The sequence below is a fragment of the Bradyrhizobium sp. 215_C5_N1_1 genome (assembly GCF_052075935.1).
GTDB classification, from domain to species: domain Bacteria; phylum Pseudomonadota; class Alphaproteobacteria; order Rhizobiales; family Xanthobacteraceae; genus Bradyrhizobium; species Bradyrhizobium barranii.
Map to the genome: position 1 here is coordinate 2,983,895 of NZ_CP197228.1, position 22,036 is coordinate 3,005,930.

Below are 22,036 nucleotides of genomic sequence, written 5' to 3' on the forward strand. Positions count from 1 at the left end.
CGGGAAACGGCTGACGTCCTCGAGACCAATCCAGCGCAGGTTTGAGCCGACGAATCGTCGCCAAATGCATCAGGACGGAGGGCATCCTTGAAGGCCATCATCGAGCATGCGAGCCCCGCGCTTCTGAGCCGCGCGCGCTTCGTTGCACGAGCGCTGATCGTTGCATTCGTTCTTGTCTGCGTGTTCGATCCGGCTGACCGGGTGCTTGGGCTCAAGGTCTGGATATTCTTGGCGCTGTGGCCCGCCACCCTGGCTGTTGGCGTTTTGGCGCACGGAAGAATTCAGTTGCCTGTCGATCTCTTGATCATGACGCTGCTGCTTATCCTGATCCCGGTTCTGTCGATCGTCTGGTATTATCTTGTGAATGGCGTGGAGCCCTATGCGGGGTTCGCCCTCCTGAAGAGCTATCTCTTCGTCTTGCTCGCCATTATCTTGTTCATCAACCAGACCGACGTGCTACCCGTCTTGAGCGCCGCGCTCACGGTTCTCGCGCTTTTTACAATCTCAATCTTTATTGCCCTGTCGCTTCATCCCGACATATTTGAACCCATACACGAATGGGGAGAACGCACTGGGATATTTCTTGTATCTTACCGCAGCTACGGCGAGGGCTTGTCATTCACTCAAGTCGCCTTCGCGACGGCGCCGATGCTGACCATTGCAATTTCGTATTATTTTGATTGCGCGATGTCCGGCGCCGAAAAGCGCCAGAGGCTGGCTTATTGGGGGCTGACCGCGCTCGGTATCATAGCGATGCTCATGGTCGGCCTGCGTAATACAATGGCAGTGGCATTACTGTTACCGTCTTTTCTGTGGACACTCTACACGCGGCGCCCAGGGCGCAATGTGCTCATCAGTCTTGCGACGCTGATCGCATTGAGCCTGCCCTTCATCGGAAAGTTGATGGCTTTTCTCAATCCGGCGGAACTGTCCAACAAAACGAAGCTGACGCTTCTTGGAGACTACGCCCGCATCTTCAGCGATCCCGTTAATTTGATTTTCGGGCAGGGCCTGGGGGCCTTCTACAAGTGGAGTGCGTCCGGATTGCCGGATTTTGAAACGACCGGCTCGAACTTCTACTTCATCTCCGAACTGACGTATCCCGAAATGATCCGATCGTTCGGTTTGGTCGGGGCGTCCATCATGCTCGCGCTTGTGCTTTATCCGGTCGGGCGTGCCTTCCTGATGAGGTCCACTACAGCGCGACGCGCTCAGGCGACCGGCTTCCTGGCTTATCTCGGCATGAGCGCTACGAATCCGCTGCTTTTCTCCTCCTCGGGAATGCTGATCTGGGCTGCGTTGCTGGTTGCGAGCTTCGAGGAGACGCGCCACCTGTCGCGAGTCGGGAAAGTATGACGGGCGGCAATCTAACGTAGCAATTCTCTCCCCTGGCTTCTTGCTGTGGTCGGGCGGAGGAAAATAAAGTAATGTTTGCTTACGATTCTGCACCGATCCGCCGCGCGGAACTTACTGAAATCAATTGCGATCGATCGCAAGCAACTTGCGCCTGTCCGGAGTTCCGGGTATTGAGCCGACCCGCCGCCAAATGGGCTGTAAAGAATCTTTGCGGCTTGATGGGAAGGGGAGAGAGTGTTGCCTGTAACTTGTGAGCCGGGACGGGGACAATCGTCGTGCGGAGTTTCAGTGTCATCTTGCCGGTCCGAAACGGCTGGCCATATGTGCGGCAGTGCGTCGAAAGCATCCTGGCGCAGACGTACCCCGATTTTGAGCTGATCGTTCTGGACAATCAGAGCACGGACAACACCGTTCCTTGGTTGAAGTCACTGGCCGATAGCCGCATCCAGCTGCACTACTCGCCCTCCGCGTTGTCGATCGTGGATAGCTGGGCGCGAGCGACCGCTGTCGAGAAGCAGGAATACATGACCTTGATTGGTCATGATGATGCGCTCGATCCCGACTTCTTGCTGACCATCAATCGTGAAATCGACCGATATCCGGACGCAAAGCTCTATCAAACTGGATTTCGCCTGATTGATTCGGTCGGCAAAACCATTCGGGGATGCCGGCCCGTTCCCGAGCGAGAGAGCCCTGCTCAATATCTGCAAGGTCGGCTCACGTATCAGCGGGACATAACCGGCACGGGCGTCGTCATGCGGTCGGCCGAGTACGATCGTATCGGCGGAATTCCTCATTTTGAGCGGCTCTTCTTTGCAGACGATGCTCTGTGGCTGTCGTTGATGCGAGGCGGCTACAAGGCGTTCGATGCAGCCGAGCTCTGTAGTGTCCGAATGCATGCTCGCAAGGAGTCCACAACTCAGCCGTCGTCCTGGCCATCCCTCCTGTTGGGGCTCAACCAGTTTGCGGATTTTGTCGAAGATTATGTCCGGTCCGATGCAGCTGCGCGGGCCATAGTCGTCCAGAATTTCCCTGACTTCATGCAAAGATATCACAACAATCTGTACATTCTGGCGTTGCTCGAAGCGTGCCAGAAGGGACGCAGGATTGACCCTGAGACGGCGAACAGGCTGTTCGCATCGCTTGAGCAACGTGCACCTGCAGCCACCGCCTCGATTCGGCGCTCATTGACGATCAGGTTAATTGAGGCGCTCAACGCATCGCCGATGCGCAAGATGGCACTTCCATTCTGGGAAATGTACCGCCGGTTCTGGATGCATGCGCAGTAGAGGCGCCGGCGGTCCTCCGCATCCCCGCCGGCGGGCGGCGTCAGGTGGTAACGGAGGTTCGCCGACTTGCGCGCAAAAGCACGAAAATCAATGCGATCAAGCCTGCGGCAAAGGCCGTCAGGATACTAACGATAGTCCTTTTGGGCCAGCTCGGTTCCTGCGGCAGGCTCGGCTCGCTGATCACCAGCGCCCGCGATACGCTGCGCATTGATCTGAGGACTGCAACAACGTCCGCGAAATCCAGATGATTGGCGAGCAGCAGGTCCCTGGCTCTCACTGCGACCTCATTTTTATTTTTCTGGTTCGCGTCAACCGCAGCCTGCACCCGATTCAACAGATCGTCCAGCAATTCGGAAAGGGAAGTCAATCGTAGTTGAATTCGGCTAATATCCGCGTTGACTTTTGACGGAGCGTCGGGCGGAGGCTTTGCCGCCTCTATCCATGCGGAGATGAACGCCTCGTTGATCTTTTGCGCGCGGCGCGGATCTCGATCCGAGTATTCGAGGCGAAATAGCTTCGCTGCTCCCTCAACATTTCCCGGCGCAACGACAATACGCCGATTGCGATCCAGTGCCTCCCGGCGCGCGTCGGATGCCTGCTCAGAGTCGCCAATAGCGCGGCTCACGGCATCCAGCACCGGCGGGCTATGCATGATCGCGTCGGCACTACGGGCACCCCATTCATCAAGGGTCAAATAGGCTGCGCTCGTATACCATTTTGGCGTGACGCTCGTGGCTGCAAATGCTCCGAGGCCCGCCAAAGCTGGAACGAACAGAAGCAGTTTCAGGTTGCGCCAAACGATCTCGACGAAATCGCGAAGCGACGGGACACCATTCGACGGAGTGCAGGAAGGCCGCGCAGCACTGGTTCTCGCATCGTCGGCGTCCATGGCTTCTGCAGTCAAGTTGTGTCTCCAGCAGAGTTAGAAACAGCCCAGGCGATGCGGCGGCTCTTGCCAACTTCCGGGTAGTCAGCAATCCGCATAGTCGGCGTCTACTTGTCACCGGTCGGTTGCGGCGCTTTTGCGCTCCAGGTCGTAATATTTAACTTTCGTCGCACCATCAATAGACAAGCGATCTCCATCCCGATCAGGCAAGCTGAGGTGCTGCAAGCCGCGCCGATGGCTCCGTATGAGGGAACCAGCAGCAGATTGCCGATGACGTTGGCAATGGCGGCCGCTCCGATGATATTGCGCATTTGCTTGCCGTGGCCAGTCATGATGAGCAGGGTTTCAACTGGTCCAATACAGACCATGATCAGTTGGCCAAGCGCTAGGATGCGGAGTGGCCAGGCTCCCTGTTCAAACTGTGGCCCGAACAGTCCCAGAACGATCTCTGGAAAAATCAGAAGAGCCAGTATGACCGGGAGCGTGGCCGCCAGCATCGAAAACGTGCATTGCCGCGCAAGCCGCGCCAATGCCGCATCGTTGCGCTGAGCGTGCAGGGCCGCAAACTGCGGCCCTGCGACGCTGTTCACGGACGCCATCACAAAAGTGGTCGTTAAGATCGTGAGCCGGCGCGCGACACCATAGAAGCCCACCTCGCTAGGATCAGAATAGCCGCCCAGAACCAAAATGTCGGTCCAGTTCATCGCGAGATATCCAAAGCTGACCAACAGCAATGGCAGGCTGGTTCGCAGCAGCAGCCGTGTGTCGAAGGTGCCTTGCTGTCGCCAAATGCCGGGCATGCGGCGGCTCCAGGCCGCAAGGGCGACGATCATCGCGGCAAAGGCCACGACAATGTAGGCGAGCACGACATCCTGAAAATCGATCGCCGCGACTTGCCACATAATCACGCCTCCGACCAGCAAGACGAGCGGAGGCAGGGCCGAATGAAACAAGGCGCCGGTCCCGGGGGCGCCAATTCCCTTGTAGAATTCGGCCTGGATGGCTCGCACGGCGACCGGAGCGAACGATAGAACGACAAGCGGAAGCATGGCGCGCAACTCACCGGCTCTGTTCCCCCCGAGGCCGGTCATTGAAGCGATCAACCATGCTGGAATGGCAATGATGATTGCGGCGCCGACGGCCAACCCGAGGCTCTTTCGGTAGAGCGCCGCGAGACTGGCCCGGTCGCCCTTATCATTCGCGATGGCCGTGAAGCGCAGAACGGTGCTCTCCAGACCCAGGCGCGAGACGGTCGCCCCGATGTCAACAATGGTCGTCGAGATGAAATAGAGGCCGACGCCCGAGGCGCCAATCATGCGGGCAAGCAGCACATTGAACAGGAATGAGAACCCCGCACCGGCGACCAGCGCGGAAAAAACGCTGGCAGCCCCAATGGAGTTGCGGTTCAAGTACCGACGAAATGTCTTCATTTGACTCCGAAAAGACGACGGCGTCCTGGCCGTCAGTCACATAGGCTTGCGCTGTTGTGGCTGGGAATCGACAGCCGAGAGCGGATGCAGGCCTCTGCGATCGTCCGCAGCGGAACATACGGGCGGGAGAAACCGCCGACAAGAACTGAATCAGCTTGGCGATGGAGCGCCTCTTGTGTAGGTCAACAGCAAGGTGCGGGATGCCGTGCCGTATCGACGGATACAGGAACGGCCGTGCGGGACGTAGGGATCATCTATCTTTGTCGCTTTGCCGAGGGAGACCGACCGGTTCATCGTTTCCTCGAGAGCTATCGCGGTCATCCCGCGGGCCGGGATCACGACCTTACCGTTGTCTTCAAGGGGTTTCCGGATCGGGAAACCTTGGCGCGGGCGCAGAGCCTGTTCGCGGGTGTTCCAATCAACGCCCTGGAGGTCGACGACCAGGGCTTTGACGTCGGCTCGTACGTGAAGGCAGCCAAGCTCGTGCCCAACCGTCGTCTCTTGTTCCTCAATACATTCAGCCAGATTCTGGCTCACAATTGGTTGGAACATTTCGATCGGGCCCTGGATAGCCCCGAAATCGGTGTGGTCGGTGCGACGGGCTCGTGGGCCGCAAATACCGCCGGCCCAGAGGCGACGATGGTTTTCCTGGTGCGAAGGATGCTGGGCTTGCCGGCTCAACTTCACCAATCCGTCGAGCATGTGCCGCCTGACGGCGACAAAGCTCGCACGGGCAGGGGAGGAGCGGCCAGACTTTATCTCGCCGCTCCGCTCGATTACGCGGTCAGGTATTACCGCTTTGGCCGGTTTCCTAACCCTCATCTTCGAACGAATGCATTCATGATGGAACGGGATCGGTTCCTCGCCCTGGACCTGCCAAGCTTCACATCGAAATCCGATACTTACGGATTCGAGAGTGGGCGCCGCTCGATGACGAAGCAGATACTGACACAGGGCTTACAACCCGCTGTCGTCGATCGGCTCGGCAGGGTGTATCGAATACCAGAATGGAAGTTGTCTTCCACATTCCGGGTGGGCGAGCAGGATAATCTTGTCGTTGCGGACAACCGCACGGCGAACTTCTGCGAGGCAGGCCTTGCACATCGCCGATATCTGGAAAAGCTCAGTTGGGTTCATCCCTGGAACTGGGACGATGACAGGCCCCCGCCGCCCAGGTTTGGTTAATCAAGGCCGCGGGGTAGCCGCACGCCCGTGGAAGATTCGGGCGTGCCGCGGCCAAAGGGGCCGGCGTATCGGGTGCATTGACGAGAACAATCGAATAATGCTCCGGTATTGACAATCCGCGTCAATTTGAACCACTACCAGCCTGATATCAGAACATCGGGATACCACTTGTGAAAGCCGTTATTCTAGCAGGCGGCCTTGGGACCAGAATCTCCGAGGAGACTTCCGTCAAACCGAAACCGATGGTCGAGATTGGCGGCCGCCCGATCCTGTGGCACATCCTGAAGCTGTATTCCGCGCATGGCGTGAATGATTTCGTGATCTGCTGCGGCTACAAGGGCTATGTAATCAAGGAGTATTTTGCGAACTACTTCCTTCATATGTCCGACGTCACGTTCGATATGACACAGAATCAGATGGAAGTTCATCAGCGCAAAGCCGAGCCTTGGCGCGTCACGCTGATTGATACCGGCGAGGACACTATGACCGGGGGCCGGCTGAGGCGCGTCGCCGACCATCTCAGGGATGAAAAGGCGTTCTGCTTTACCTATGGCGACGGTCTCAGCGACGTCGATATCCGCGGTTCGATCGACTTCCATCACCGCCACGGCAAGCTCGCGACGATTACCGCAGTCACTCCGCCTGGGCGATACGGTGCGCTGCAGCGGTCGGGAGACCAGGTAACGGCATTTGCCGAAAAGCCCCGCGGCGATGGCGCCGTGATCAATGGCGGCTTCTTCGTGCTGTCGCCTGCCTGCATCCATCTCGTCGCGGATGATCAGGTCTCCTGGGAGAATGAGCCTTTGACCCAACTAGCCGCGCGCGGCGAGCTGATGGCCTATCCGCATCATGGCTTCTGGCAGCCGATGGACACGCTCCGGGAAAAGAACCTGCTGGAAGAGCTGTGGGCGAGCGGCAAGGCGCCCTGGAAGATCTGGTAGATGACCGGGCAGATCAATCCCGATCCTTCATTTTGGGCCGGCCGTCGCGTCCTGCTCACGGGACATACCGGCTTCAAGGGCGCCTGGCTCGCGCTTTGGCTGCAGCGGCTTGGTGCTCGTGTGGTCGGTATCAGCCTGCCGCCGTCCACGACACCGAGTCTTGCTGAACTCGCCGGTATCGATGAGCTGATCGAATGTCATTCGATCGACATCCGCGACGCCGAGCTGCTCGCGGAGCGGGTTCGTGCCGCCAAGCCCGAAGTGGTGCTGCACCTGGCAGCACAGGCGCTGGTGCGGACGAGCTATCGCGAGCCGCTGCAGACGTTCGCAACCAACGTTCAGGGCACAGCGAACCTGCTGGAAGCCGTTCGTGCGACCTCGTCCGTTCGCGTGGTGGTCGCAATCACCACGGACAAGGTCTATCGCAACATCGAGCACGTCTATCCCTATCGGGAGACGGATGCGCTGGGCGGGCACGATCCTTACAGCGCCAGCAAGGCTGCCGCCGAGATCGTTATCGCCAGTTATCGCGATTCCTATCTTGCCAGCGCCGGGGTGGCGTTGGCCTCGGCTCGCGCCGGCAACGTGATCGGTGGCGGGGATTGGTCGGAGGACCGTCTGATCCCTGATGCGGTGCGTGCCTGGAGCACCAATCAGTCCCTGATCGTGCGGCGGCCGGACGCGTTCCGGCCCTGGCAGCACGTGCTGGAGCCGCTGGCGGGATATCTGCGGCTGGCCGAGCGCCTTTGGCTGAGCCCGGACCTCGCGGGTTCCTATAATTTCGGTCCTGACACGTCCGAAGCGGCCAGCGTCCGCCACGTCGTGGAACTCGCGCGGAAGACCTACGGCAAGGGTGAGATGACGTGGGGAGGGGGCCAGGAAGGGCCTCATGAGGCCGGCTGGCTTGCGCTGGAGACGGCGAAGGCCCGGCACACGCTCGGCATTGCGCCGCGCTGGCAGCTCGGACAATCGGTCGAACGGACGTTGACCTGGTATCGGCGCTGCGAAGAGGAGCAGGACGTCCGTGGCCTCTGCCTGCAGGACATGGCGGATTTCGAGATGGCCGCCGCGCGGGGACCCTCCGCATGAGCCGCTTCGCCGTCATCGACACGCCGCTCGCAGGCTTAAAGCTCGTCGAGCGCAGCCGGCTGTCGGACGCGCGCGGCTTTCTGAGCCGCCTGTTTTGCGCCGAGGAATTGGGGGCGGCCGGCTGGAGCAAATCCATCGCCCAGATCAATCAGACGCTGACCCGTGCGCGCGGCGCGGTGCGCGGCCTGCATTTTCAACACCCGCCGCACGTGGAAATGAAGCTCGTCAATTGCATCCGCGGCAAGGTCTTCGACGTGGCGGTGGACTTGCGCCGAGGCTCGCCGACATTCCTGAAATGGCACGGTGTGGAACTGTCGGAGGACAATGGCCGTGCGTTGCTGATCCCGGAAGGGTTTGCACACGGATTCCAGACGCTGATGCCGGACAGCGAGCTGCTCTATTTTCACAGTTGCGCCTATGCTCCGGCGAGCGAGGGCGCGATTCACGTTGAGGACCCGCGCGTCGGCATCGCGTGGCCGTTGCCGCTGGCCGAGTTGTCAGAGCGCGACCGCTGCCATCCCCTGTTGCCGCCGTCATTTGATGGAATAGCATCATGAATTGTCGGCACTGCGCCGCCAGGCTCAAGCTCGAACTGATCGATCTCGGCAGCTCGCCGCCGTCGAACGCTTATCTGTCCGCAGCAGGCCTACTGGGGCCCGAGAAGACCTATCCGCTCAAGGTCATGGTCTGCGAGCAGTGCTGGCTGGCTCAGACGTTGGACTTCGCGCAGGCCGACGAGCTGTTCTCGGCGGAATATGCCTATTTCAGCAGCTTCTCGACGACCTGGTTGCAACATGCCGAGCGCTATGTTGCCGACATGGTAGAGCGTTTCCAGTTGGGGCCTAACAGCCATGTGGTCGAGATCGCATCCAACGACGGCTATCTGCTGCAGTATGTGAAGAGCCGCGGCATCCCCTGTCTCGGCATCGAGCCGACCGCTTCCACGGCACGTGCCTCGCGCGAGAAGGGGATCGAGACGCTGGAGGAGTTTTTCGGCGCGGAGATCGGCGCCCGGCTCGCGGCTGCGGGCAAGCAGGCCGATCTGATGGCGGCCAACAACGTTCTCGCCCATGTGCCCGACATCAACGGATTCCTCGCAGGCTTCACCAATCTGCTGAAGCCGGGCGGCGTTGCGACATTCGAGTTTCCGCATCTGCTGCGGCTGATCGAGGAGAACCAGTTCGACACGATCTATCACGAGCACTTCTCCTATCTGTCGCTGACGGCGCTAGAGAAGATCTTCCGCCACAACGGGCTCACCATGTTCGATGTCGAGGAGCTGCCGACCCATGGCGGCAGCTTGCGCGTGTTCGCGCAACGCGCGGCATCCGGCAGCCACGCGGTCACCGACCGCATCGCGCAACTCCTGGCGCGCGAGTCCGCCGCCGGACTGTCTGCCGCGGCTGGCTACAGCGGTTTCCAATCGCGCGCCGAGAAGGTGAAGGATGATCTGCTCGGCTTCCTGGTCGAGGCGAAGCGCGCGGGCAAGCGCGTGGCCGCCTATGGCGCGGCGGCCAAGGGCAACACGCTCTTGAATTTTGCCGGTGTCCGCCGCGACCTCATCGCTTATGTGGTCGATCGCAACCCGGCTAAGCAGGGCAGGTATATGCCCGGCAGCCGGATTCCGATCGTCGAAGAAGCAAAGCTGCTTGCCGACCGGCCCGACTACGTCGTGATCCTGCCCTGGAATCTGAAGTCCGAGGTGATGGACCAGTTGCGAAGCGCGGGATTGTCCGACACTCGCTTCGTCACGGCGGTGCCGGCGCTGGACATTGTCTGAGTGGGCGATGACACGCCTCTTGCAGTGGACGGTCTGATGAAGGTTGCTGTTACCGGCGCACGAGGCTTTGTCGGTCGGCATGTGCTGGCCGAGCTTGCCCGTCACGACGTCGAAGTCGTCGCCAGTGGACGGCTCGGAGGCGCACTGGCGGGATCGGGTACGGCAAAGCTTCGATGGCTGCCGCTCGATCTTGTCGATCCGCCTGCGGATTGCTTTGCGGCGCTCGATCGCGCGGACGTGTGGTTGCATCTCGCCTGGGGCGGCTTGCCCAATTATCGCTCGCAATATCACGTCGAAACCGAGCTGCCGCGCCACGTTGCCCTGCTCGAGAACGCCGTCCGCAACGGCCTGTCCACGCTCGTGGTTGCGGGCACCTGTCTCGAATATGGCTTGCAGTCGGGAGCGCTCGCAGCCGCGGCCGAGACACGTCCGACCACGCCTTACGGCGTCGCCAAGGATGCCCTCCGGCGGCAATTGCAGGCCCTGCAAACCGACCGTCCCTTCCGCCTGACCTGGGCCCGGCTGTTCTACATGTATGGTGACGACCAGCCAGCAACGTCGCTGTTGCCGTCCCTGAAGGCTGCAGCCCTCGCTGGCCGGGAAGAGTTTCCGATGTCGGGCGGCGAGCAACTGCGCGACTATCTGCCGGTCGAGGAGGTCGCGCGCCGCTTGGTGGCGCTTGCGCTCGCGCCGGCCGAGCGCGGACCGGTGAACGTCTGCTCGGGCCATCCCATCTCGGTGCGCGAGTTCGTCGAGGCCAAAATTCGGCAAAATGGCTGGCGCATCACGCCGAAATATGGCGAATTGCCCTACGCCGACTACGAGCCGATGGTCTTCTGGGGAGAGCCGTCGAGTTAGTGCTATATCCAGCACTCGCGCTTGTCCAAGTCCTCTCCTGGTTGCACGGTAAGTTCGAAGGTTGGCGAGGTCATGGTTGATGCGATTGCACCAGTTTGAGCGGACCGGAGACGACAAGGGCCATGGCTGGACACGATCGCTGATCCGTCCCTCCCGTTTGTTGCCGTCGATCGCAAGCTGAGGTCGCGATGCCTGTCTTGACCAAATTCAGCGTTCTTCTGCCGGTCCGGAACGGATGGCCTTATGTCAAGGAGTGCGTAGAAAGTATCCTGGCGCAGACTTATCCCCATTTCGATCTGCTGGTTCTTGACAGCCAAAGTACAGACCAAACCGTCGAATGGTTAAGGAGCGTCGGTGACGACAGAATTCGGATCCATTCCTCGCCATCGTCGTTGTCGATTGTCGAAAGCTGGGCTCGGGTAAAGGATGTTCCCAAGCAAGAATTCATGACCATGATCGGCCATGACGATAAGTTCGATCCCGATTTCTTGCTGGCGATCACTGAGTTGATATCGAAGCATCCAGAAAGTGGTTTCTATCAGACCGGGGCGCGGCCTATCAATTCGCAGGGAAGGACGATACGCAGCTGCATTGGCGTGCCGGAGATTGAGACGGCGGCTGACTATCTCGAGAGCCGCCTTACCTTTAATCGGGATACCTTTGGAACCGGCTTTGTGATGCGGTCAGCCGACTATGATCGTGATGGAGGAATACCCGGTTTCGAGAAACTCTTCTTTGCAGATGACGCGCTTTGGCTGTCGTTGATTGACAGGTCCAGCAAGGCGAGCGACCCGCGCGAGCTATTTTCGGTTAGAGTTCATCCGAAGAGCGAATCGGCTTCACTACCATCGGTATGGAGCATGCCGTGAAGGTGCTCGTACTCGGAGCCAACGGTCTGCTCGGCAATGCGGTGTTTCGCAGCCTGTCGCGGATGCCTGGTGCGCAGGTCACGGGGACGATCCGGCAGGAGACGGCCCGCAAGCTGTTCGATCCTGCAAATGCCGGGCGTCTGGCTGTGGTCGGCAATATTGAGGATCCGGGGCAGCAGGCGGAGCTGTTTGATGAGGTTCGCCCCGAGGTCATCGTCAATTGCATCGCGGTCGGCCGGCCTGCGCCCGCCGACCCCATGCGGTCGGTTGCGATCTATGCGGTGCTGCCGCAACGCCTGTCGTATCTGTGCAGGCGCGCCGGAGCTCGTCTCGTCCAGATCAGCTCGGATGGCGTGTTCGCGGGCCACCGCGGCGCCTATACCGAGGCCGACGTGCCGGATGCGGAAGACGTCTATGGGACGTCGAAATTCCTCGGCGAAATCGATGCGCCGCACGCCATCACCCTGCGGACGTCGATCATTGGCCACGAATTGCAGTCCGGCAGCGGATTGCTGGAATGGTTTCTGTCGCAACAGGGCGAATGCCGCGCCTTCACGCGGGCGATCTTCTCCGGCTTCCCGACAATCGTGCTGGCGGATATGATCCGGGATATCGTTATTCCGCGGCTGGACCTTTGCGGCATCTACCATGTCGCATCCCGGCCGATCTCGAAGTTCGATCTGCTATTGCTGGTTGCCCAGCGTTACGGCAAAAGCATCAATCTGGTAGCTGACGATCGGCCGGCGCCGGATCGCTCGCTGATCGCAGACCGTTTCGAGCGGGCGACCGGGTACAAGCCGCCGGACTGGCCGGCGCTGGTGGATGCAATGTACCGCGACAAATTCAGTTCGGTGGGACCCGATGTTCAAGGATAAGGTTGTAGTCATCACGGGCGGAACGGGGTCGTTCGGCCAGCACATCCTCAGGGGCTTCCTGTCGACGGACGTTGCCGAGATACGCATCTTCAGCCGCGACGAGAAGAAGCAGGAGGAGATGCGCACGGCGTTCAACAACAGCCGCCTGAAATTCTACATCGGCGACGTGCGTGCCTACGATTCCATCCATCAGGCGCTGAAGGGCGCACACTACGTGTTTCACGCCGCCGCGCTGAAGCAGGTGCCGTCTTGCGAATTCTATCCGCTGGAGGCGGTCCGCACCAATGTTCTCGGCACCGAGAACGTCATGAGCGCGGCGATCGCAAACAATGTCGAGAAGGTGGTCGTGCTCTCGACCGACAAGGCGGTCTATCCGATCAACGCCATGGGGCAGACCAAGGCGCTGATGGAGAAGGTGATGGTCGCGAAGGCACGCCAGCAGTCGCCGTCCGAGACCCTGTTGTGCGCGACCCGTTACGGCAACGTCATGGTGTCGCGCGGTTCGGTGATCCCGCTGTTCGTTCAGCAGATCAAGGCCGGCAAGCCGCTGACCCTGACCGATCCGAACATGACGCGCTTCCTGATGTCGCTCGACGATTCCGTCGAGCTGGTGCTGCACGCCTATGAGCACGGCCAGCAGGGCGACATCTTCGTGCAGAAAGCGCCCGCAGCCACGATCGCCGACCTCGTTCAGGCGCTCAAGGAGCTCTTCAACGCCGACAATCCGGTTCAGATCGTCGGCACGCGTCACGGCGAAAAACTCTACGAATCGCTCGTTTCACGCGAGGAGATGGCCCGCGTCCAGGACATGGACCGCTACTACCGGATTCCGGCCGACAATCGCGATCTCAACTACGCGATGTATTTCACCGACGGCCAGCGGGAGATTTCGACCCTCGACGACTATACGTCACATAATACCGAACGTTTGACTGTTGACGGCGTCAAGGCGCTGCTGCTCAAGCTGGATTTCATCCAGCGGCATCTGCGAGGCGCGGACGGCGAAATTGCAGAGATCTAGTTTTTCCCGGGTTATCGACCTGACGAAATGGTTATGCTACCTCGCACCTCCGTTACCGACGGTTGTGTCAAGGTCACTGCCGTAGGCAGGGAACAGGGGACTTTTCGCGATGGAACCGGGTGATTCCGCCCAGCCTTGCTGCGCGTTCTGCGACAGCCGGCGGCTCGGACTGGTGATGGATTTCGGCAGGGTCGGCCTCGCGGGCGGGTTCCTGAAGCCTGAGCAGTTCGCGACCGAATCCATTTTTCCGATGCGCCTGCATTTCTGCAAGGACTGCTACGCCGTGCAGGTCACCGACAAGGTGCCGGCCGACGTGATGTTCAAGGACTACTTCTATTTTTCGTCATCGATCGGAACCCTGCGCGACCATTTCAGCGCGTATGCGGCCGAGGTCACCATGCGCTTTCTCGATCCGGCCAAGGCGACGGTCCTCGAATTCGGCTGCAATGACGGCGTGCTTCTGCGTCCGCTCGCGGACCAGGGCATTCGCACCGTGATCGGCGTCGATCCGGCCTCCAACGTGGTCGCGACCATCAACGACCCGCGCATCAAGGTGGTCAACGACTACTACACCGAGAGCGTGGCGCGCAGCGTCGCCGCCGAGCATGGCGGCGTCGATCTGATCATGGCCAACAACGTCTATGCGCATATTCCCGATATCCAGGGCACGACGCGCGCGGTTGCCGCTGCGCTTGGTCCGGACGGCGTGTTCGCCTTCGAGGTGCACTACCTCGGCAAGGTGATCGACGAGCTGCAATACGACATGGTCTATCATGAGCACCTATACTACTACTCGCTGCTGTCGGTGATGAACCATCTCGCCCGCTACGACATGATGGTGTTCGACATCAAGCCGATCCCGATCCACGCCGGCTCGATCCGTTTCTACACCTGCAAGAGGGGGAGCAAGCATAGCGCGTCCGTGTCGCCCGCGGTCAAGGCGCTCGAGGCGGAGGAGCGCGCGCGCGGGTTCGATCGCTTCGAGACCTTCCAGGCGTTTTCCGCGACCGTCGCTGCCCACCGCGATGAGCTGGTCGGGCTGTTGAACCGTCTGCGGGCCGAGGGCAAGCGTATCGCCGGCTACGGCGCGTCAGGTCGCGCCAACACCATGATCCAGTGGTGCGGCATCAGCCACGATCACCTCGACTACATGATCGACGATGCGCCGGCGAAGGCCGGGTTCTACACGCCGAAATCGCACTTCCAGATTCATCCGAGCTCAATTCTCGGCAGCGACAATCCGCCGGATTATCTCCTAGTCTTCGCCTGGAGTTTCTTCGACGAGATCAGGAAGAGAAACGCAGCCTATCTGGAGAAGGGCGGGCGGATGATCCTGCCCCTGCCGAAGGTCTCGATCTTTCCGCCGTCCGACGCCTAAGGTCACGCTCTCAAGCACCGGTTCAACGAAAGCCATACGGAACACGCAAAATGAAGGTGATGTCGATTTTCGGTACGCGGCCGGAGATGATCAAGATGTGGTCGACGCTTAAGAAGCTCGACGACTACAATTTCGATCATGTGATGGTCCACACCGGCCAGAATTTCACGCCGGAGCTGCGCGAGTTCTTCTTCAAGGACCTCAAGCTCCGGAAGCCGGACTACGAGCTGGACATCGACACCTCGGGCTATGGCCCCGAAGTCGCGGATGTCATCAAGAAGTCCGACGCGCTGATGGAGAAGGTGAAGCCCGATGCCCTGCTGATCCTCGGTGACACCTATAGCGGCCTGAGCGTGCTGCCTGCGTCGCACCGCGGCATCAAGATCTTCCACATGGAAGCCGGCCTGCGCGCGTGGGACCGCCGCATGCCCGAGCAGCGCAACCGCATCCTGATCGATCACATCAGCAATGTCCTGCTGCCCTATAACCACTACCATCGCGAAAACCTGCTGCGTGAGGGCATCCACCCTTCCAAGATCATTGTGACCGGCAACACGACGTTCGAGGCGATGCGGGCCTTCATGCCGGAGATCGAGAACAGCGACATCCTCAAGCGCCTCGGCCTCGAGCCGAAGAGCTACATCCTGGTAACGGCGCACCGCAGCGAGAACGTCGACGATCCGCAGAATCTCGCCAATATCTTCAAGGCGCTCGGCGTTCTCAACCAGCGACTCAAGCGCGAGATCATCTTCCCGATGCATCCGCGCACGACCAGCAAGCTGAAGAACATCGACGTGCCGCCGAACATCCGGATCATGGCGCCGCTCGGCTTCTACGATTTCAACCAGCTGCTGAAGCAGTCCTACGTGGTGCTCTCCGATTCCGGCACTGCGGCCGAGGAGGGGCTGTTCTACAAGGTGCCCAATGTCAGCCTGCGCATGGCGACGGAGCGCATGGAAACGCTCGAAAGCGGCGCCACGATCGTTTCGGGCATGGAGGCCGAGAACATCGTCGAGGCGGTGACGCTGGCGGTCAGCCTGCCCTGGAACGCGCGCTACGAGTTCGAGGAGGATTATTCGCCCTCGTCCGTGGTGGTGAATGCGATCCGCACCAAGATCACGAATTTCTTCTGAGCCTCGCAGCGAGCGGCGGCGAGCCGCCGCCGCTGATCCTGTGAAGCACTGACATGAACCGTGGCCTGCTGATTGCCCTGATCTCGACGGACTATCCGCCGCTGCGGACGTCCGCGGCGGTGCAATTGCGGGATCTTTCGAGGGAGTTTGCCGCGCAGGGACATCGGCCGGTTGTCATCGTTCCGTCGCCGACGTCGGATAAGCCGTGGGTGGTAGAGCAATTCGACGGAGTCGAGGTATTGCGCGTGGCTGCGCCGCCGACGCGCTCGCCGTCGTTTGTCCGGCGTGCCATCGCCGAAATGTGGCTGCCGTTCGCCATGTATCTGAACCTCCGACGCAGCCCGTTTGCCTCGGCGAACTGGGACCTTCTGGTGTGGTATTCGCCACCGATCTTCTTCGGCCCGCTGATTGCGAAATTGCAGCGCAAATCGAAGGGCAGGAACAAGCCAAGGACCTATCTCATCCTGCGCGACATCTTTCCGGAATGGGCGGTCGACCTCGGCCTGGTCCGGCGGGGACCGGTCTATTTGGTCTTCAAGGCCATTGCGGCATTCCAGTACAGCGTCGCCCAGGTGATCGGCGTGCAGACCGAGTCCAATCTCCACTACCTCGAGAAGTGGGCGCGCGCCCCGCGCCGTATCGAGGTGCTGCGCAACTGGCTCGAGGTGACGTCCGACGTCGGCAGCAGCATCGTGGTGAAGAATACGCCGCTCGCCGGCCGTAAGATCTTCGTCTATATCGGCAATATGGGCGTGGCCCAGGGCATGGATATCTTCATCGACCTAATCCACAGCCTCCGCGACCGCACCGATATCGGGTTCCTGTTCGTCGGGCGCGGTACCGAGTTTGCGCGCCTCGAGGCCGAGAAAGCATCACGCGATCTCAGCAACGCGCTGTTCTTCGGCGAGATCGATTCTAGCGAGATTCCGGGCCTTCTCGCGCAGTGCCACGTCGGCATGGTCGCGCTGCATCCCGACCATAAAACGCACAATATTCCGGGTAAGTTCGTCTCCTACGTGCAATATGGGGTGCCGGTTCTCGCGCGCGTCAATCCGGGCACCGACCTGATGAGGTTGATCGAGGCTGAGCAGGTGGGGAAGGTGTATGTCGGGAACTCCGTTACCGAGTTGAAGGAACTCGCAGAACAACTTATGGATGATGAAGGATTGCGGCATTCTATGTCGGAGCGGGGGCGGGAACTGGGTCGCTCGATGTTTTCGTCTTCTGCTGCAGTGCAGCAGATTGTAGCGTCCGCGGCTGAGCCGGCGCCGCAAGGGTGATGAGAATGTCGAGAATCATCGTCCGGGAGCGGTTCGCGTGCACCACCTAGTGGAACATTCTGGCAGAGCGGAAGCTTCTGTCTTCTCGGCCGTGGGGGCGAGTGAGCGGATGTCGTTGCGGATATTGGTGACTGGTGCTTCCGGCTTCATAGGGTCTGCCCTGACCAATGCGCTGGCAAACGACGGCCACTTCGTCCGGGCCGCGTCCCGCAAGCCCACCTCGCTGACCAATGCGCCGGGAAGCGAATGGGCAGAGCTATCCGATCTCGAGCGCGAGGTGGATTGGGCCCCGCTTCTCGATGGCATCGACGCCGTTATTCACCTCGCAGCCATTGCTCATCGCACTCACATCGACAGCGGCCAGTACACAAGAGCCAATCGCGTGGCGACGGCGCACCTGGTGCAGGCCTGTGCGCAGCGCGGGATCAAGCGCCTCATCTTCATGTCGTCGATTGGCGCACAGGCGGGCTCTGCCGCCGACCACGTCGTCTCCGAGAAGGACGAGCCGTGGCCCATCACGGCCTATGACCGGGCCAAGCTCGCGGCGGAAGAGGAAATTCGTCACTCTGGCGTCCCGTACACCATTCTGCGGCCGGTCATCGTCTATGGCCCGGGAGCCAAGGCCAACATGGCCATGATGATGCGGATTGCGTCGCTGCCCGTGCCGCTGCCGTTTGGCTCCTTCCAGAATCGCCGTTCGCTGCTCTCGATCGACAATCTCGTGCAGGCGGTGATGTTCTGCCTCGGTAATCCGAACACGATCAATCGGACTTTCATTGTCTGTGATCCCGAGCCGATCACGCTGGCGGAAATGATCGGGACGCTGCGCGAGGCGTCCGGGCGGCCGCGCAATCTCGTTCGGATTCCGCCGGCTGCCGTGCGGGCGCTGGTTTTTGCTGCTGGCCGCCGCTGGCTCTGGGATCGCATCGGACGCGAGCTTGTCGCAAGTTCAGCCGATCTTCAGAGCGTCGGGTGGTCTCCCAGCGTGCAAACAAAGGATGGGCTGCGCGCGATGGTGCAGGCGTCTTCCAGATGAAGCGTCTGCTCGATGTCGCGGTCTGCGCGGCGCTCCTGCTGCTGCTCTGGCCAATCTTCCTGATTGTCGCTGCTGCCATCCGGCTCGATAGCCGGGGGGGTGCGATTTTCCGCCAGGTTCGCGTCGGTAGGAATGGGCAGCCATTTACCTGCTACAAATTCCGGACAATGGCCTCGGACACGGGCGATCTTCCGACCCATCAGGTCTCCGCGGCGAAGGTCACGCGACTGGGCTATCACATGCGGCGTTTCAAGGTCGATGAACTGCCGCAGGCCTTCAACGTATTGGCCGGCGACATGAGCTTGGTCGGTCCGCGGCCGTGCCTGCCGTCGCAAGTCGAGCTCGTCGAGGCGCGACGGAAGCTGGGCGTGCTCAACGTACGTCCCGGCATCACCGGGCTGGCCCAGGTTCGGGGAGTCGACATGTCGAACGCGGATCGGCTCGCCGAACTAGATGGCCAATACGTAAACTCCCAGAGCTTTGCGGGCGATCTCGGCTTGCTCTGGGCGACGTTGCGCGGGCAGGGCGTCGGCGTCGACCAAATCGTCAAGACCTGAGGCGCAATCCGGGGCTCACGCTCGACGTCGCGACCAATACGGCTTAATCGAAGACCGGACGGAATAGCCTTGGATTCCAGCCGAAATCCTCGATCGCTGGCGTCGCATCGAACGTCATGTCCTTCATCATCCGCAAGCCCATTGCGACGTTTGCCGTGGGAAACAGCGGTTTCGCCATCGCAAATATGACGCGCCACAGCCACGGGGAGACGGAAACCAGCCGCCGAGGGCGACCCATGCCGTCAAACACCCGGCCAATCATTTCACTATAGGGCAGCGTTTCCGCGCCCGGCAGCGAATAGAATTTGTTGCGCGCTGCCGGACTTTCGGCTGCAGCGATTGCGCCGATGGCGAGATCCTCGGCGTGCACCGGCTGCCGAAGACCCTTCGCGCCACCGACGATCGGCATGAAGCCGGCGCGCCGGATCAGCCGCGACAACGGCGTGATGTTGGTGTCCCGTCCTTCTGCGTAGATCAGGGTCGGTCGCAGGATGGTCCAGCTGACCTCGCGCTCTTCGCAGAGCCTGGCGATGATCTGCTCGGCTTCGGTCAGGTTTCGGATCGTCTCGCGCTCTTCCGCAACTTCAGTATCCTGCTTGGTGAGCACGCTGGTTGAGCTCAATGCCACGACACGTTTAATCGGGGATGCGAGGATGACGGGTAATGTCTTGGCGAGCAGGATTGCGTCGGCGGTACAGTACAGCGTCGTGACGGCAGGAAATTTCAGAGTGTCCGGCTGCGCCAGGTCGGCCTGAATCCACTCCACGCTGGCGGTCGCTCTGCGGGGGGAGCGGGAGACGGCAAACACGCGCCCATGCCGGCGAGCGAGATGGTCGACGAGGTAGCCGCCGACCAGTCCGCTGCCGCCGATCACGAGACATTCCGTTTGCTTGGCTGCGCTGCCGTCCAGCATGCTGTTAATCCGCCCTCAACCGCCGTTTACAATCAACGCTGTTGCGTGGGGTCAAGCCTGCTCTGGCCGGTTTTGGCCTCGTCGCGTGGCGCTGCGGGCTGGAGCCGCTTCTGCTCCCGTTCCTTCATCCATGCGTCGTATTGCGGCGTGCCTGGCCGCGGCGGGGCGTCCGCCGGCAGCCCGCCGGCCCATTGCGGGACATAATCGCCCATTCCGGCTGACAGCCTCTCGTTGACCGTGCCGCAGCCCGACAGCCCCGCAGCAATCGCGAGGAGGAGCAGAAGGGACCGAAATCGCATGATCATCGTGTGGGCGCGCCGGGCAGAAACAGGAGCTTGGGTGCCGGATGGCCGGCGTTCAACGAGGGTAGCCTTCAACAAGGTAAAATTGGCTTATTCGAGATAGGTACGAGCATACCCAATTGCCATCACCCACGATGTTCAAATTCTGCAATGGAAGACGAAATCCTCCATCCACGCGGCCGGCCGCTTTCTAGACTGTGCCAAGGGGCGCGACAAACTGGCTTGGTCGGCAGCGGGGCTTTTTCGTTGACAGGTCCATTTTCTTTGTACAATCGTACAAATAAAAGCGGCCAAGGTCGGGATGCTCGGGTTACCAGGCCGTAACCACGGCATCGCTCCCGTCGTCGGCAATCGGGACGCGCGGCTTGCGCCGAATGGTCGCCAAACGTCCGATTGACAATAAGGGCGCGAAAGACGCCATGTGGCGCGACATCGCGCGTGCGTGAGCTAAGGTTGAGTCAAGGACCGGGCACTCGGTCCGGCGCACAAGAGGTCAGGAATGAAGGGGAGGGACATCTGATGTTCGAACGGAAGACGTTTTCTTATAAGGTCTCTTGGACCGCAGCAGCGGCCGCCATCGCCGGCCTCGCGGCCATCGTGCCGGCCAAGGCCGAGGACACCGTCAAGGTCGGCCTGATCCTACCGATGACCGGCGGCCAGGCCTCGACCGGCAAGCAGATCGAGAACGCGATCAAGCTCTACATGCAGCAGAAGGGCGACACCGTCGCCGGCAAGAAGGTCGAGATCATCCTCAAGGACGACGCTGCGATTCCGGACAAGACCAAGACGGCCGCGCAGGAGCTGATCGTCAACGACAAGGTCAATTTCATCGCCGGCTTCGGCGTGACGCCAGCCGCGCTCGCGGCCGCGCCGCTCGCAACCCAGGCCAAGATCCCGGAAGTCGTGATGGCGGCCGGCACCTCCATCATCACCGAGCGCTCGCCCTACATCGTGCGCACCAGCTTCACGCTGGCGCAGTCCTCGACCATCATCGCCGACTGGGCGGTGAAGAACGGCATCAAGAAGGTGGCGACGCTCACCTCCGACTACGCGCCGGGCAACGACGCACTGAACTTCTTCAAGCAGAACTTCACCGCCGGCGGCGGTGAGGTGGTCGAAGAGGTGAAGACGCCGCTCGCCAATCCCGATTTCGCGCCGTTCCTCCAGCGCATGAAGGACGCCAAGCCCGACGCGATCTTCGTGTTCGTGCCGGCCGGCCAGGGCGGCAACTTCATGAAGCAGTATGCCGAGCGTGGCCTCGACAAGGCCGGCATCAAGGTGATCGGACCGGGCGACGTCACCGACGACGACCTCCTCAACAACATGGGCGATGCCGTGCTCGGCACGGTCACCGCGCATCTGTATTCCGCGGCGCATCCCTCGCAGATGAACAAGGATTTCGTCGCGGCCTACAAGAAGGCCTTCGGCAACCGTCCGGGCTTCATGGCCGTGAGCGGCTATGACGGCATCCACCTCATCTACGAGGCGCTGAAGAAGACCAACGGCGATACCGACGGCACCAAGCTGGTCGAAGCCATGAAGGGCCAGAAGTGGGAAAGCCCGCGCGGCCCGATCTCGATCGACCCCGAGACCCGCGACATCGTGCAGAACATCTACATCCGCAAGGTCGAGAAGGTTGACGGCGAGCTCTACAATGTCGAGTTTGCGACCTTCGAAGCCGTCAAGGATCTCGGCAAGACGAAGAAGTGACCCGCGAAAGCGGGGCATCCCGGGGCGCGCATTAGCGCGAACCCGGGATCTCGTGAGCCACACTCTGCGTTATGCCCGGGCTTGTCCCGGGCATCCATGCAAAGCCCGGACAAGAACGTGGATGGCCGGCACAAGTCCGGCCATGACG

21 protein-coding genes are annotated in these 22,036 nt (G+C 60.8%); 17 read left to right on the top strand and 4 right to left on the bottom strand.

Features of this window, described 5'->3' with window-relative positions; genetic code table 11:
- Positions 1–87: 87 nt before the first annotated feature.
- Positions 88–1,356 carry a hypothetical protein gene (locus tag AB7G19_RS13980; protein WP_354130707.1) on the top strand — a complete coding sequence of 423 codons (1,269 nt, stop codon included), beginning with the start codon at positions 88–90 and terminating at the stop codon, positions 1,354–1,356.
- Between the two features lie 275 nt (positions 1,357–1,631).
- The gene (locus tag AB7G19_RS13985) at positions 1,632–2,645 is read left to right on the top strand and encodes a glycosyltransferase family 2 protein (RefSeq protein WP_354130708.1); all 1,014 of its coding nucleotides are present in this window, start codon (positions 1,632–1,634) and stop codon (positions 2,643–2,645) included.
- 40 nt (positions 2,646–2,685) lie between these two features.
- Here the strand turns inward: AB7G19_RS13985 and AB7G19_RS13990 are convergent, their stop codons facing one another.
- Together AB7G19_RS13990 and AB7G19_RS13995 are read right to left on the bottom strand one after the other, a co-directional pair.
- Positions 2,686–3,549: a Wzz/FepE/Etk N-terminal domain-containing protein gene (locus AB7G19_RS13990; protein WP_354130709.1), complete on the bottom strand. Its 864-nt coding sequence runs from the start codon at positions 3,547–3,549 to the stop codon at positions 2,686–2,688.
- An 89-nt stretch (positions 3,550–3,638) separates the two neighbouring features.
- Positions 3,639–4,961 carry a lipopolysaccharide biosynthesis protein gene (locus tag AB7G19_RS13995; RefSeq protein ID WP_354130710.1) on the bottom strand — a complete coding sequence of 441 codons (1,323 nt, stop codon included), beginning with the start codon at positions 4,959–4,961 and terminating at the stop codon, positions 3,639–3,641.
- A gap of 234 nt (positions 4,962–5,195) precedes the next feature.
- On the opposite strand from AB7G19_RS13995, the gene AB7G19_RS14000 reads away from it, so the two are divergent.
- The 14 genes from AB7G19_RS14000 to AB7G19_RS14065 all read left to right on the top strand — a co-directional run bounded on the left by AB7G19_RS14000 (position 5,196) and on the right by AB7G19_RS14065 (position 18,963).
- Entirely contained in the window at positions 5,196–6,146 is a 951-nt protein-coding gene (locus tag AB7G19_RS14000; protein ID WP_441267883.1) for a hypothetical protein, read from the top strand.
- A gap of 170 nt (positions 6,147–6,316) precedes the next feature.
- Positions 6,317–7,087, top strand: a complete 771-nt coding sequence (gene rfbF, locus AB7G19_RS14005) for a glucose-1-phosphate cytidylyltransferase (RefSeq protein WP_354130712.1) — start codon at positions 6,317–6,319, stop codon at positions 7,085–7,087.
- A complete protein-coding gene (rfbG, locus tag AB7G19_RS14010; protein ID WP_354130713.1) occupies positions 7,088–8,176 on the top strand; it encodes a CDP-glucose 4,6-dehydratase in 1,089 nt (362 codons plus the stop codon). It begins immediately after the preceding gene.
- Positions 8,173–8,733 carry a dTDP-4-dehydrorhamnose 3,5-epimerase gene (rfbC, locus tag AB7G19_RS14015; RefSeq protein ID WP_354130714.1) on the top strand — a complete coding sequence of 187 codons (561 nt, stop codon included), beginning with the start codon at positions 8,173–8,175 and terminating at the stop codon, positions 8,731–8,733. Before rfbG ends, rfbC begins: the two co-directional genes overlap by 4 nt.
- Positions 8,730–9,956, top strand: a complete 1,227-nt coding sequence (locus AB7G19_RS14020; RefSeq protein ID WP_354130715.1) for a class I SAM-dependent methyltransferase — start codon at positions 8,730–8,732, stop codon at positions 9,954–9,956. The genes rfbC and AB7G19_RS14020 overlap by 4 nt, the downstream gene beginning before the upstream one ends.
- Positions 9,957–9,992: 36 nt before the next feature.
- A complete protein-coding gene (locus AB7G19_RS14025; RefSeq protein ID WP_354130716.1) occupies positions 9,993–10,814 on the top strand; it encodes an NAD-dependent epimerase/dehydratase family protein in 822 nt (273 codons plus the stop codon).
- A gap of 197 nt (positions 10,815–11,011) precedes the next feature.
- Complete coding sequence (locus AB7G19_RS14030) at positions 11,012–11,683, top strand: glycosyltransferase family 2 protein (protein WP_354130717.1); 672 nt, start codon at positions 11,012–11,014, stop codon at positions 11,681–11,683.
- On the top strand, positions 11,680–12,558 hold the full coding sequence (locus tag AB7G19_RS14035) for a dTDP-4-dehydrorhamnose reductase family protein (RefSeq protein WP_354130718.1): 879 nt from the start codon (positions 11,680–11,682) through the stop codon (positions 12,556–12,558). Before AB7G19_RS14030 ends, AB7G19_RS14035 begins: the two co-directional genes overlap by 4 nt.
- Positions 12,545–13,579 carry a polysaccharide biosynthesis protein gene (locus AB7G19_RS14040; RefSeq protein ID WP_354130719.1) on the top strand — a complete coding sequence of 345 codons (1,035 nt, stop codon included), beginning with the start codon at positions 12,545–12,547 and terminating at the stop codon, positions 13,577–13,579. The genes AB7G19_RS14035 and AB7G19_RS14040 overlap by 14 nt, the downstream gene beginning before the upstream one ends.
- A gap of 109 nt (positions 13,580–13,688) precedes the next feature.
- Complete coding sequence (locus tag AB7G19_RS14045) at positions 13,689–14,957, top strand: class I SAM-dependent methyltransferase (RefSeq protein ID WP_354130720.1); 1,269 nt, start codon at positions 13,689–13,691, stop codon at positions 14,955–14,957.
- A 50-nt stretch (positions 14,958–15,007) separates the two neighbouring features.
- A complete protein-coding gene (gene wecB / locus AB7G19_RS14050) occupies positions 15,008–16,090 on the top strand; it encodes a non-hydrolyzing UDP-N-acetylglucosamine 2-epimerase (protein WP_354130721.1) in 1,083 nt (360 codons plus the stop codon).
- Between the two features lie 53 nt (positions 16,091–16,143).
- Positions 16,144–17,370: a glycosyltransferase family 4 protein gene (locus AB7G19_RS14055; RefSeq protein ID WP_354130722.1), complete on the top strand. Its 1,227-nt coding sequence runs from the start codon at positions 16,144–16,146 to the stop codon at positions 17,368–17,370.
- A 109-nt stretch (positions 17,371–17,479) separates the two neighbouring features.
- Entirely contained in the window at positions 17,480–18,406 is a 927-nt protein-coding gene (locus tag AB7G19_RS14060; RefSeq protein ID WP_354130723.1) for an NAD-dependent epimerase/dehydratase family protein, read from the top strand.
- Complete coding sequence (locus AB7G19_RS14065) at positions 18,403–18,963, top strand: sugar transferase (RefSeq protein WP_354130724.1); 561 nt, start codon at positions 18,403–18,405, stop codon at positions 18,961–18,963. Before AB7G19_RS14060 ends, AB7G19_RS14065 begins: the two co-directional genes overlap by 4 nt.
- Before the next feature lie 43 nt (positions 18,964–19,006).
- On the opposite strand, the gene AB7G19_RS14070 is transcribed toward AB7G19_RS14065, so the two are convergent.
- The gene (locus tag AB7G19_RS14070; protein WP_354130725.1) at positions 19,007–19,876 is read right to left on the bottom strand and encodes an NAD-dependent epimerase/dehydratase family protein; all 870 of its coding nucleotides are present in this window, start codon (positions 19,874–19,876) and stop codon (positions 19,007–19,009) included.
- 32 nt (positions 19,877–19,908) lie between these two features.
- Positions 19,909–20,181: a hypothetical protein gene (locus AB7G19_RS14075; RefSeq protein WP_354130726.1), complete on the bottom strand. Its 273-nt coding sequence runs from the start codon at positions 20,179–20,181 to the stop codon at positions 19,909–19,911.
- A 516-nt stretch (positions 20,182–20,697) separates the two neighbouring features.
- On the opposite strand from AB7G19_RS14075, the gene AB7G19_RS14080 reads away from it, so the two are divergent.
- A complete protein-coding gene (locus tag AB7G19_RS14080) occupies positions 20,698–21,888 on the top strand; it encodes an ABC transporter substrate-binding protein (protein WP_354130727.1) in 1,191 nt (396 codons plus the stop codon).
- Positions 21,889–22,036: the final 148 nt, after the last annotated feature.